Source organism: Bartonella massiliensis (assembly GCF_902150025.1).
Classification (GTDB): domain Bacteria; phylum Pseudomonadota; class Alphaproteobacteria; order Rhizobiales; family Rhizobiaceae; genus Bartonella; species Bartonella massiliensis.
Window position 1 is genome coordinate 75,865 of the sequence record NZ_CABFVS010000039.1, and the last position, 13,454, is coordinate 89,318.

Genomic DNA, 13,454 nt, shown 5'->3' on the forward strand with positions numbered 1-13,454 from the left:
TCCAAAACATTGTTTTTTTAGCAATAATCACAGTTATTCACGGAATTTTTTATTTTTTTTCAACAAAAAACAAAATCATAACCGTGAAAACACCTTCTGTCCCTTAAAAAATACCGTTACAAGGAGATAAGTGAATCAGTGCGCAATCTGTATTCCTTCACTATCGCTGCTCTCTGACCGCATGGGAACAGCCACTGTAGAAGGTTCTTTCCATTCAATAGTATCTGGAAAACGAACTAAAGCGTGTTTTAAAACTTCACTCACATGATTTACCGGAATAATTTCCATGTTATTTTTAACATCATCAGGAATATCAACTAAATCTTTTGCGTTTTCTTCAGGAATGAGTACTTTTTTTATCCCTCCTCGAAGCGCTGCTAGAAGTTTTTCTTTTAACCCACCAATGGGTAAAACACGTCCACGTAAAGTAATTTCACCAGTCATCGCAATATCTTTATGCACAGCTATCCCTGTAAGGACCGAAACAATTGCTGTCACCATTGCAATTCCAGCAGAAGGACCATCTTTGGGTGTCGCTCCCTCTGGAACATGAACATGGATATCGCGTTTTTCAAAAAGTGGAGGTTCAATACCAAAATCGACAGCACGAGAACGGACATAAGATGCTGCCGCGGAAATAGACTCTTTCATAATATCACGCAAATTTCCAGTGACAGTCATCTTGCCTTTGCCGGGCATCATCACACCTTCAATGGTCAATAACTCTCCCCCAACCTCTGTCCACGCAAGGCCTGTCACAACACCAATGTGATTTTCTCCTTCAATCTGATTATAGTGGTAACGTTTAACACCTAGGAAATCATTAATATTATTTTCGGTAACTTTTACAGATTTTTGATGCGTTTTGAGAATTTTTGTAACAGATTTACGAGCAACTTTCATGAGTTCACGTTCAAGGTTACGAACACCTGCTTCACGTGTGTAAAACTGAATAATCGACCTTACTGCTCCATCAGAAATACTGAGTTCTTTTTTAGACAAACAGTGCTCTTTTAGGGCCTTTGGTAAAAGATGCTGCTTAACAATTTCCATTTTCTCACATTCAGTATAACCAGCAATACGAATAATTTCCATTCGATCCATTAACGGACTTGGGATATTAAGCGTATTGGCAGTTGTGATAAACATGACATCAGAAAGATCATATTCAACTTCCAGATAGTGGTCAATGAATGTACCATTTTGTTCAGGATCAAGAACTTCTAACAAAGCAGAGGAAGGGTCTCCACGAAAGTCTTGTCCCATTTTATCAATTTCATCAAGCAAGAAAAGCGGATTAGATTTTTTTGCTTTTTTCATAGACTGGATAATTTTTCCAGGCATTGAACCAATATATGTTCGGCGATGTCCACGAATTTCTGCTTCATCCCGCACACCTCCCAACGAGATACGGACATATTCACGTCCCGTCGCCTTTGCAATAGAACGCGCTAATGATGTTTTTCCCACACCAGGAGGACCTAACAAACAAATAATGGGACCTTTTATCTTTGACGCACGACTTTGTACAGCCAAATACTCAATAATTCTCTCCTTAACTTTTTCAAGACCGAAATGTTCGTTATTCATGACCTTTTCAGCAAAATCTAAATTGTTTTTAATCTTAGATTTTTTGCCCCAAGGCATTGCTAATAACCAATCAAGATAGTTACGGACAACTGTTGCTTCTGCAGACATAGGAGACATATTTCGTAATTTTCTCAACTCTGCCCCAGTTTTTTCCTGTGCTTCCTTGGAAAGTTTTGTATTCTTAATGCGCTCTTCTAGTTCAGAGAGCTCATCCCGGCTATCATCACCTGCTCCTAACTCTTTTTGAATGGCCTTCATTTGTTCATTGAGATAATATTCCCGTTGGTTTTTTTCCATTTGCCGTTTAACGTGGGAACGAATACGTTTCTCAACCTGCAAAACAGAAATTTCCCCTTCCATGAAAGACAGAACACGTTCAAGACGGGACCGCACCGGTAAGAGCTCTAATATTTCCTGTTTTTCTGCAAGTTTAATCATCAAATGAGAGGCAATCGTATCAGCAAGTTTAGAAGGATTATCAATCTGGCCAATCGCATTGACAACTTCAGGAGAGATTTTTTTATTAAGCTTTACATAATTTTCAAAATAAGCAATCACCGATCTTGAAAGAGCTTCAATTTCAACATCACTCTCTCCAGGTTCTTCTGTGGCAGTTGCAAAAGCCTGATGATAACCTTCACTTAAAGCAAACTGACTAATTTTTGCACGTGCTATTCCTTCCACCAAAACCTTTACAGTGCCATCAGGAAGCTTTAAAAGTTGGAGAATATTTGCAAATGTACCAATATGATAAATATCCTCTGCTTTTGGATCGTCATCAGAGGCATTCTTTTGTGTTACCAAGAGTATTTGCTTATCAACCGCCATCGTTTCTTCAAGAGCGCGAATTGATTTTTCACGGCCCACAAAAAGTGGAACAATCATATGGGGGAAGACAACAATATCACGAAGAGGTAAAACAGCATAAACCCCATCTCTTGCTTCATCTGTCTTTTCATTAATATATTGCATAACTCTCCTTTCTGGAGCCTATGAGCTATCTATAACACAAAGCCCACTCTTAGAAAATCTCAGCTCTCCACAATACATGAAATGGTAGTTTCTAACACATAAATCAAGCATTATAACGATATTATTAGAAAACTTATTCATATCGTTTATAAACACTTTTTATATTGTACAGCGCACAATGTCATGCTGATACATTTTCTTTATCTTCTGTACGTTCTGAGTAAATATAAAGAGGACGTGCTTTTCCATCAACAACATCACTCGAAATAACTACTTTTTGAACGCCTTCAAGAGCCGGTAACTCAAACATCGTCTCAAGAAGAATCTTCTCCATAATAGAACGTAAACCACGGGCACCAGTTTTACGTTCAATGGCTTTCTTCGCAATAACACGTAAAGCATCTTCATGAAATGCTAGCTCAACATTTTCCATTTCAAAAAGGCGCTGATATTGTTTGACTAAGGCATTTTTAGGTTGTGATAAAATTTGCACGAGAGCGTTAGCATCTAAATCCTCTAAGGTAGCAACGATAGGAAGACGTCCAATAAACTCTGGTATTAAACCAAACTTTATAAGATCTTCAGGCTCTAAATCACGAAAAATTTCACCAACACAACGTTCATCAGGAGCCTTAACGGTCGCAGAAAAACCAATAGATGTTTTTTCACCACGCCCTGAAATAATCCGTTCTAAACCTGCAAAAGCTCCCCCACAAATGAATAAAATATTTGTGGTATCAACCTGAAGAAACTCTTGTTGTGGATGTTTACGTCCACCTTGCGGGGGAACGGAAGCAATCGTTCCTTCCATAATTTTCAATAACGCTTGTTGAACCCCTTCTCCAGAAACATCTCTTGTAATAGAAGGATTGTCAGCTTTACGAGAAATCTTATCGACCTCATCAATATAAACAATACCACGCTGCGCACGTTCAACATTATAATCTGCTGCTTGAAGAAGCTTTAAAATGATATTTTCAACATCTTCACCCACATAGCCGGCTTCAGTCAAAGTGGTCGCATCCGCCATTGTAAAAGGAACATCAATAATACGTGCTAATGTTTGTGCAAGATAAGTTTTACCGCAGCCCGTTGGACCAACAAGAAGAATATTTGATTTAGCTAACTCAATATCATTGCTTTTTGACTGATGTGCCAGCCGTTTATAATGATTATGGACTGCAACAGAAAGAACACGCTTTGCATGCTGCTGACCAATAACATAATCATCAAGAACTGTTATAATTTCCTGTGGTGTAGGAACACCATCACGTACTTTAACCCCTGAAGATTTGTTTTCTTCCCGAATAATATCCATGCAAAGCTCTACACATTCATCACAGATAAATACAGTAGGCCCCGCAATAAGCTTACGCACCTCATGTTGACTCTTGCCGCAGAACGAGCAATAGAGAGTATTCTTTGACTCGTTCCCGCTATTGCTAATTTTGCTCATTTTTCTTTCCTTTCACCACGATATATGAATACTTCGCCTTTTCAAAGGAAGCTGTTCATCATGAAAACTAAAAGACATATAGAAAATCATAAATGTCCCAATATTTTTAGGTATTTCTCTTAATTTTTGCGATATTTTCTATAAAACTCTTTATTTAAAGTAGCTGTTTTTTCTATAAAAATTCTTAATTTTTTTCTTCTTTTTCAGTCTCGGCACGATAATGTATAACATCATCAACTAAGCCAAATGCTTTAGCTTCTTCTGCTGTCATAAAATGATCGCGATCGAGCGTTTTCTCAATAACCTCATAATCTTGACCTGTATGTTGAACATAAATTTCATTTAAACGCCGTTTCATCTTTATAATATCTTGTGCATGTCGTTCAATATCTGACGCTTGACCTTGAAAACCACCAGATGGCTGATGCACCATAATACGTGCATTTGGCAATGTAAAACGATGACCTTTTGCCCCAGCCGTTAACAATAACGACCCCATCGATGCCGCCTGCCCCATGCAAAGCGTAGAAACAGGAGGACGAATAAACTGCATAGTATCATAAATCGCCATACCAGATGTCACGACTCCCCCTGGAGAATTAATATAAAGGCTAATTTCTTTTTTGGGGTTTTCCGCTTCCAAGAAAAGCAATTGAGCACAAACAAGCATCGCCATACCATCTTCAACAGGACCATTAATAAAAATAATCCGCTCCTTTAAAAGACGGGAAAAAATATCATAGGCCCGTTCGCCACGATTGGTTTGTTCAATAACCATAGGAACAAGGCTTAAGGCTGTTTTCATTGTATCACTCATATTTTCACTTTCCTTGTCATATAACAATCGCTCTTTACACATTCAATATTTTTATCCATAAGCTAACATTACTCTCTTGTGCAAGCGACAATCAAGAACCGTTTAGGGTAGATTAAAATCCCAATGGTTAAAATAGCGATAATAACTCTACTTAAAACAAATCATGAACTTCAGGAATGCGAGAGACTGCCCAATGGTAAAAACTTCCTTCCTGAGGTCTTTGCGTGGTCTTGGCCTTTCTGTGAAGATGCAATCCTATCAAGCGTGAATCTGTAAGTGGTTTTACGCCAAAAGCTGGTTCAAAGATGTACTCAGTTTTTCGCCCAGTCCAATAATAAAAAGTTTCCTTTTCCTTTGCCTCATGAAAAAAACCATACTGTTTTGCTAATCGTGAAATACCATCGTTGCCAAATATCGTAACACCAAGATTTCTCGGTAAAACTGGTATTTTTTTTCTCTTTAACCAGAATGGTCTCCAAACACGACGCTTAAAACCAAGCCAAGGAGGAATAATTTCTGTCCCTGCCCAATAATCTTCAAACACTTTTATAATAGGGTTATCTGGAGGAAAATAAAGGGCAGAAACGCCTACTCTTACATTATTTTCTCTTGCTAACCAAACCTTATTCGCATCTGGATGGAATTGTTTAACGAGGTAAACATCTGTATCTAACCAAACACCTTGTTGATATTTCATCAGCATAACACGAAAAAAATCCGAGAACTGAACAATTGTACATCCTGGTTTATCCTCAGAAAAATAGGGATCAAGGCGATAAATTGCTGAACGCGGTAAAATTGATTCGGCTTCATGCAACTCAACACCAGCAGGGAGATTGCCTATTTCCTTATCATAACTAAAAAGCTTAACGCGCTGTCCAGTTTTGACCATTGAAGACAAACAAAGCCTATCCACCAATCTTAACTGTCCACTATACCAAAAAGTACAAATATCCATCAATAATATATCAAAAATATTCCAAACTTACGCGAAAAAGTTGTTCAACATCTCGAACTCTATCAGCAAGGGCAAAAATTACTATTCTATCACCAGACAAAATACGCGTCTCCGCTGAAAGTTGTATTATTGTTTTATTACGATAAATTGCCCCAATTCTCAAACCATCTGATAAATTAAGCTCTGACAATGACTTACCAACCAATGAAGAGGTTTGCATCACTTCAGCTTCAATAATTTCTGCCCGACCATTAAAAACTGAATGAACACAACGAATACGTCCACGACGCATTTGTTGCAAAACTCTCGATATTGTAACACTATGGGGATTAAGATAGGCATCCACCCCAACGGTACGGCTAAATTCTTGGTAAGCAACATTATTAATCAACACCATATTGGCTTTGCAACCCAATCTTTTAGCAATAATAGCACTTAAGAGATTAACCTGATCCTGATTGGTCAATGTAATCATTAAATCGGCCTGATCAATCCCTGCATCTTGAAGAATCACCGGATCTAAGACATTTCCATATAAAACGATTGTTTTTTCAAGCTGATCAGCAATTGTAAGAGCTCTTTCTCTTTGAGATTCTATAATCTTCAATTTTAATTTATGGAGACGCTTCTCAATCGCCTGAGCAACATAAAGACCAATATGCCCCCCCCCTGCAATAATCATGCGATGAGCATCTTGTTCTTTATGCCCAAAAAGCCCAACAGCACGACGCATCTGCTCACGAGCAACAACAAGATAGGTTATATCACCAACGCGTAATTGCGTTTCTGAATGTGCAATCAATAATTCCGAACCACGTTTAATAGCGGTAACTGTTGTATGAAGATCTGGAAAAAGCTCTGTTAATTGACGCAAAGGAGTATTAATAACAGGACAATCTTCCATACATTCTAAGGCTAGCGCAACAACATCATCATTACAAAAATAAAGAACATCTATGGCACCAGGCAGAGCAATACGACGTAAAACCATTTCCCCAACTTCAACTTCTGGCGAAATGACCACATCAATGGGAATATTCTCTCTGGAAAAAAGTGTCTTATAGCGTGGTTCTAAATAAGATTGTGAGCGAATACGCGCAATTTTTGTGGGAACATTAAATAATGAATGAGCGACCTGGCAAGCAACCATATTCACTTCATCAAACAAAGTAACAGCAATCAGCATATCAGCTTTGTCCGCATCAGCTGCTAAAAGAACCTCAGGTCGTGAACCGTGACCAACAAAACCTCTTACATCCAACGTGTCGCGAATTTTTTCAATTAATCTGGTTTCAATATCAATAACAGTCACATCGTGATTTTCAGCAGCAAGACGCTCTGCTATCCCATAACCAACCTGTCCTGCACCGCAAATAATAACACGCATAGCCTTAAGAAACTCCAAGTGCTTTAAGCTTACGGTGCAAAGCTGAACGTTCCATGCCTATAAATTCAGCAGTACGGGATATATTTCCACCCAAACGCCCAATCTGGGCCACTAAATATTTCTTTTCAAACAATTCTCGTGCTTCACGCAACGGTAAATCCATTATACTTTCATCTGAATCCATTTGAAGACGTGGCAAAGAATCACTCACTTCACTGGGGAGAAAATCCGCTGTTATAGGGCCTTCACCCTCTCGCACAAGAATGAGAAGACGCTCAATATTGTTGCGCAATTGCCGTACATTACCCGGCCAAGCATGCGTTTGCAATATAGCGATGACATCATCACTGATTTCACGCGGCTTAATTCCAACCTGCTGCGATATTGTTTTTACAAAATGATGGACAAGTTCTGGAATATCTTCACGACGGGCTGAAAGGGGTGGAACAACAATAGGAACAACAGAAAGACGGTGGAAAAGATCTTCTCTAAAGCGCCCGTCAGAAATAAGGTTTTCAAGATTTTGCGCGGTTGAAGAAATGATACGAACATCCACCTTAACCCGTTTTGTACCGCCAACTCTCTCAAATGTCTGCCCCGTTAACACACGAAGAATCTTACCCTGAGTCTCATGCGGCATATCAGCAATTTCATCAAGATAGAGTATTCCACCATGAGCTTCTTCTAAAGCGCCGATCTTGCGCTCTCTTCCCTCCATTTCGCTACCAAACAATTCTATTTCCATTCTTTCCGGCGTAATCATTGCAGCATTTATTGTAACAAAGGGCCCATTTGAACGTGTTGAGAGCGCATGAATCGTTCGTGCAACAGTTTCTTTTCCCGCCCCTGAAGGACCTGTTATCATGATACGACTATTGGTTGGCGCTACTTTTTCTATAATTTGGCGCAAATTTTTAATAACTGTTGATTTGCCAAGCAGCTCCAATGTCTCATTTGAACGTTTTCGCAATTCTAAAAGCTCACGTTTTAAATTTGAGTTTTCAAGTGTTCGCTCAGCAACCAATACAAGTCTGTCAGCTTTAAAAGGTTTTTCAATGAAATCGTAGGCCCCTCGCTTTATAGCAGAAACAGCGGTCTCAATATTACCATGACCAGAAATCATAACAACCGGAAGTGCTGGATATTGCGTTTTAATTTCATCAAGAAGTGCAAGACCATCGAGACGGCTTCCCTGTAACCAAATATCTAAGAAAATGAGTTTTGGAATACGCTCACTAATTTGAGCCAATGCTTCATCAGAATTACAAGCAACACGCGTTTCATAACCTTCATCATCTAAAATACCAGCAACAAGCTCACGAATATCCGCTTCATCATCAACAATCAAGATATCTGATACCATACTATTCCCCTATCTTATGATTTATAGCTTGTATAATACGACCCTGCTTTTCCCCCTGCGCCGGAAACATCAAACGGATCATCGCACCACGACCTTCATAAAAACTTTCTGGTGCATCATGAAGCTCCATGGAGCCACCGTGATCTTCTATAACTTTGCGCACAATGGCTAATCCTAGTCCTGTTCCTTTTTCCCGCGTTGTTATATAGGGTTCTAATAGCTTTTGTCTTTGCTCTTTAGGAAGTCCTTTCCCGTTATCAACAACATCCACAATCACCCATTCTTCTTGACGGTAAGAACGGATAAGAATATGACCATGAATATTTTCCTCTCGCATAACAGAATCTATGGACTCACTGGCATTTTTGATAACGTTGCAAAAAGCTTGTACAATGAGACGATTATCGAATGCCCCCATAAGGGGATGACTTCCTAAGTCTTGCTCAAAATGAATATCATGTCGCGTTACTTCTATCAAGAAACATGCTTCACGCAACAATTCACGTATATCTAAAATATGCATTTGTGGTTTGGGCATACGCGCAAAAGAAGAAAACTCATCAACCATACGCCCAATATCTCCAACCTGTCGAATAATTGTGTCAACACACCGCTCAAAGACTTCTCTATCTTGTGTAATAACTTTGTTATAACGTTTACGAATACGTTCAGCCGATAACTGAATAGGTGTAAGGGGATTTTTTATTTCGTGTGCAATACGCCGTGCAATATCAGCCCATGCCGCTGTACGTTGCGCTGCAACAAGATCTGTAATATCATCAACTGTTAGAACCCAAGACTGCCCCTGTCCATCATCCTCTTCCATCGTAACTTGAACATTACAGACACGCTCTTTTCCAGCAACATTTAAAGTGACCTGCTCATGATGATTTTTACGCCCCAATGAACGTGCAAACTGAAAAAACTGCCAGATTTCAGCACTTAAAGATAAAAGGCTTTGTCCAACAACCTGCTCAAAACGAATGTCAAACATCGTTTCAATAGACCGATTAATAATTGTGATATCACCATTATCATCGATACCGGCTACTCCCGCTGTTACACCCGATAACACAGCTTCAGAAAAACGCCGTCTTTCATCAATTTGATCACGCACGGCAATCAATTCATTGCGCCGACTTTTCAATTCACTGACCATGTAATTAAAAGTTTTAGATAACTGCCCAATATCCCCATCTTTTGCTCGTACTGGAACAAAAATTTCCATATTCCCAGAAGCGACATCATCAGCAGCACTAATAAGAAGACGAATAGGACGAACTAAGCGATCAGCAACAGCAATAGCTGCCCAAATAGCGGATAAGAACAAACTAAAAAAAAGACATAAATAAAGCATACCAAATGCAATTTGCGTCAGCAAGCGGTTTTCATTTAAATCGCGATAACGATCTGTATTGACTTCTGTCAAACGCAAAGCCGATAAAACGCCTTTATCAACATCACGCACCAAATATAAAAATGTGTTTGGAATATTGGTAAATTTTAAAATAATACCAAAATAATCATGGACACCTGGCTGAAAAGAAAAAGGCTTCGCACTGGTCGCACGTTCAATAAGATGCGAGGGAGGGATTGGTAGTTTATCCTCATCACCAAGAGCACTCGATATAAAAATAGTTCCGCTAGAACTTAACAAAAATGCACCACGCAAATTGCGCCCTAGAGCATGACGCGTCAATTGCATCCGATATTCAGCTGGATTACGTTCTAAAAGTTTTTTGTTATCAAGTGCAAACGCCATAGCATAGGATAAGTTTTTTAGATTTTGAAGCATTTCATCTGCATAAGCATTTGCTAAATCAATAGAAGAACCTACAATTTGCCGCGTTGTTGTATCAAACCATCGATCAAGCCCTAAATTGAGTGCTGGTCCAGATACAAGAGCGACAGCAACAGCTGGCATCGTTGCAACAAGTGCAAACAATGAAATAAGGCGCACATGAAGGCGTGACCCTGCACGTCTTGAACGCCAAGCACGAATGATGGGAATCATTTCATAAAAAACGATGACAACAAGCCCTAAAACCCAGAAACTATTAATCCCTATAAGAATAAGGGTGACCGTTCTACTGGGAACAACAGGAGTTAATCCAATAAGAATAATAAACGAAGCAGAGGCTGTAAGTAAAGCCAAGACAATAATAGCAATCCCTAAAAAGATATATACCTTATTTAAACGATACAAATCATCGTTATAAGTATTTTTATCCATGTCTTGAAGATTCGTCACAGACGTTGCATTCATCATGAGCTTACAGATCCTTATCCCATTATTATCATATAACCTTTTGTGACAAAAATTGACAATACTAATACTCCATTTAAAATAGAACAAATATAGTCAATGGAAAAAGCTTCTCCATTTAAAAAAATCTTTAAAATAAACTGCGCTCAATAATACTTTACAAAGGAAATGAGATGCGATTAACAAAACAAACAAATTATGCTCTTCGAATGCTCATGTATTGTGCGGATAACCAAGGAACTCTCAGTCGTGTTCCGGAAATTGCTAAAACATATGCTGTTTCAGAACTTTTTTTATTTAAAATCCTTCAACCCCTTGTTCAAGCAGGTTTTATACAAACAGTGCGTGGACGCAATGGTGGTGTTAAATTGGCTAAACCCGCAGCAGAAATTTCAGTTGCTGATGTTGTGAAAGTCACAGAAGATAACTTTTCCCTCGCAGAATGTTTCGATACGACAGAATCGACTTGCCCACTGATTGATTTTTGTGGTTTAAATACTGCACTCCAAAAAGCATTAAATGCTTTTTTTGAGGTATTATCCGTGATATCCCTTGCGGATTTACAGCGATCATCCTTTCAAAATCATTTTAAAATTAACGATAAATGAGTAAACTAAGTTATAGTACAAGGAGATGTTAGTATTTCTATTGCAGCAATAATATTAGCCGCTGGACGTGGTGAAAGAGCAGGATCTCCCGATAAAATTCCAAAACAATATCGGCTTCTAGGACAAAAGCCGATTATTTATCATACCGTGCACTGTTTTCTGCAGCATCCAGCTATCACAATAATTATCCTTGTTATTCATCCAGAAGATCGTCAAATCTGTGAGCAAGTACTCGCCGAATTTAAAGAACGCCTTATTATTGTTGAAGGAGGCCATACACGTCAAATTTCTACCTTAAATGGACTTCAGGCTCTTAAAAAATTTACCCCTCAATATGTGCATATTCATGATGGAGCACGTCCCTTTATCGAAAATAAACTCCTTGATCATATTCATAATACGATTACGCCTCAAAAAGGTGTTCTTCCTGTTCTGCCCATCTCTGATACCCTTAAACGTGTCAACCATCAGCATGTTTCAGAAACAATTCCTCGCACCGATCTTTACCGTGCGCAAACGCCACAGTGTTTTCCCTTTGAACATATCTTAGCGGCCCATAAAAAAGCCCAAAAAGTGTGTAAAAAAGACTTTACTGATGATTGTGCAATTGCCGAATGGTTTGGGATTCCTATGCTTACTGTTCCAGGTGATCCTTATAATATAAAAATTACATGGCAAGAAGATTTTAATACCGCCCATTTATATCTCCAGAAAAAAATGCAAATGTTTCCTGATATTCGTACTGGCAATGGTTATGATGTTCATTCTTTCGAGGAAGGAGATTGTCTTATATTATGTGGTATAAAAATCCCTTTTCATAAAAAATTAAATGGACATTCCGATGCAGATGTTGCTCTTCATGCATTAACAGATGCCCTTCTTGCAACCCAAGGTGCAGGAGATATTGGTACACATTTTCCTCCCTCTGATCCTCAATGGAAAAATGTATCATCAGAAATTTTTCTTCGCCATGCTCTTGATATTGTTATACAAGCGAGTGGTCGTATCACTAATGTAGATATCACAATTATCGCTGAAAACCCTAAAATTGGTCCCTATCGTCATGCTATGACAGAAAATCTTATGCGTATTCTTACAATTTCATCCGATCGAATCTCCATCAAAGCAACAACAAATGAAAGACTCGGATTTATTGGTCGTGGCGAAGGCATTGCGGCTTTGGCAACAGCGAGTGTTCTTTATCCAGGAGAAATTCCAAAATGACATATTTTTGTGAAAAACAAGCGCGTGAAGTTCTTAATATCTGTCGTCAAAAAGGTCTGCTGTTAACAACTGTAGAGTCCTGTACAGGAGGACTCATTGCTGCAAACCTCACCAATATTGCTGGATCATCCGATGTGCTCGATTGTGGATTTGTTGTTTATTCAAATGAATCCAAAACACGCCTTGTCGGTGTATGCGCTGAACTTATAAAAACCTATGGTGCCGTTTCAAAAGACGTTGCTCTTGCAATGGCTGAGGGTGGATTAAAACATTCACAAGCTGACATTGCAGTTTCTGTAACAGGAATTGCAGGTCCAGGAGGCGCAAGTCTGAACAAACCTGTAGGACTGGTACATTGTGCTGTTGCTTACAAAAATCACTCTCCCCTGCATAAAGAAATGCACTTTGGTTCTCTTGATCGTAGTGCTATCCGCCGTGCAACTGTTGAAAATGCTTTAAAAATGATTTTGGAATTACTCCACTGAATTCCTTATAGCAATTTCAAAACTCCCTATTCCATCCGTATTGGACTTTATCATCATCAACATCTTGAAAAAATAATTTATTATATCACAACTTGGCAATAAAAGACCCGAATATCCTCAAGTTATCTCCAGTCCTTTTTTTATGTTGAATTAAACAAAACCTCTCGTTTTTTGCACTTTACAAGCAAGGAAAATCGTGTGGATGATAATTACTAAAAAAAGAAACATTTGTGCCTCTATAAAGTGCCAAGAATTGCTGCAACATCTAAGAGATAACAATAGTGCAAACTACTTCTTCATAAGTATAAAGATTCTTTTGTAAAATGGG

The 13,454-nt window shown here is 38.7% G+C and carries 10 protein-coding genes; 3 read left to right on the forward strand and 7 right to left on the reverse strand.

The window, feature by feature from the left end:
• Positions 1–135: 135 nt before the first annotated feature.
• The 7 genes from lon to FNZ60_RS08360 all read right to left on the reverse strand — a co-directional run bounded on the left by lon (position 136) and on the right by FNZ60_RS08360 (position 10,809).
• A complete protein-coding gene (gene lon, locus FNZ60_RS08330; RefSeq protein WP_142417127.1) occupies positions 136–2,562 on the reverse strand; it encodes an endopeptidase La in 2,427 nt (808 codons plus the stop codon).
• 181 nt (positions 2,563–2,743) lie between these two features.
• Complete coding sequence (gene clpX, locus FNZ60_RS08335) at positions 2,744–4,018, reverse strand: ATP-dependent Clp protease ATP-binding subunit ClpX (protein ID WP_142417128.1); 1,275 nt, start codon at positions 4,016–4,018, stop codon at positions 2,744–2,746.
• 184 nt (positions 4,019–4,202) lie between these two features.
• Entirely contained in the window at positions 4,203–4,835 is a 633-nt protein-coding gene (clpP, locus tag FNZ60_RS08340) for an ATP-dependent Clp endopeptidase proteolytic subunit ClpP (protein WP_142417129.1), read from the reverse strand.
• Between the two features lie 151 nt (positions 4,836–4,986).
• Entirely contained in the window at positions 4,987–5,793 is an 807-nt protein-coding gene (locus tag FNZ60_RS08345; RefSeq protein ID WP_142417130.1) for a glycosyltransferase family 32 protein, read from the reverse strand.
• Between the two features lie 10 nt (positions 5,794–5,803).
• Entirely contained in the window at positions 5,804–7,180 is a 1,377-nt protein-coding gene (gene trkA, locus FNZ60_RS08350) for a Trk system potassium transporter TrkA (RefSeq protein ID WP_142417131.1), read from the reverse strand.
• A gap of 4 nt (positions 7,181–7,184) precedes the next feature.
• On the reverse strand, positions 7,185–8,543 hold the full coding sequence (ntrX, locus tag FNZ60_RS08355) for a nitrogen assimilation response regulator NtrX (protein ID WP_142417132.1): 1,359 nt from the start codon (positions 8,541–8,543) through the stop codon (positions 7,185–7,187).
• Between the two features lies 1 nt (position 8,544).
• A complete protein-coding gene (locus FNZ60_RS08360) occupies positions 8,545–10,809 on the reverse strand; it encodes a sensor histidine kinase NtrY-like (protein ID WP_142417151.1) in 2,265 nt (754 codons plus the stop codon).
• A 173-nt stretch (positions 10,810–10,982) separates the two neighbouring features.
• Between FNZ60_RS08360 and rirA the strand changes: the two genes are divergently transcribed.
• The 3 genes from rirA to FNZ60_RS08375 are packed head-to-tail and all read left to right on the forward strand — an operon-like array spanning position 10,983 to position 13,126.
• Entirely contained in the window at positions 10,983–11,417 is a 435-nt protein-coding gene (gene rirA / locus FNZ60_RS08365) for an iron-responsive transcriptional regulator RirA (RefSeq protein ID WP_142417133.1), read from the forward strand.
• A 33-nt stretch (positions 11,418–11,450) separates the two neighbouring features.
• Positions 11,451–12,641, forward strand: coding sequence for a bifunctional 2-C-methyl-D-erythritol 4-phosphate cytidylyltransferase/2-C-methyl-D-erythritol 2,4-cyclodiphosphate synthase (locus tag FNZ60_RS08370; protein ID WP_185913546.1), 1,191 nt, complete (start codon positions 11,451–11,453; stop codon positions 12,639–12,641).
• On the forward strand, positions 12,638–13,126 hold the full coding sequence (locus FNZ60_RS08375; protein ID WP_142417135.1) for a CinA family protein: 489 nt from the start codon (positions 12,638–12,640) through the stop codon (positions 13,124–13,126). Before FNZ60_RS08370 ends, FNZ60_RS08375 begins: the two co-directional genes overlap by 4 nt.
• Positions 13,127–13,454: the final 328 nt, after the last annotated feature.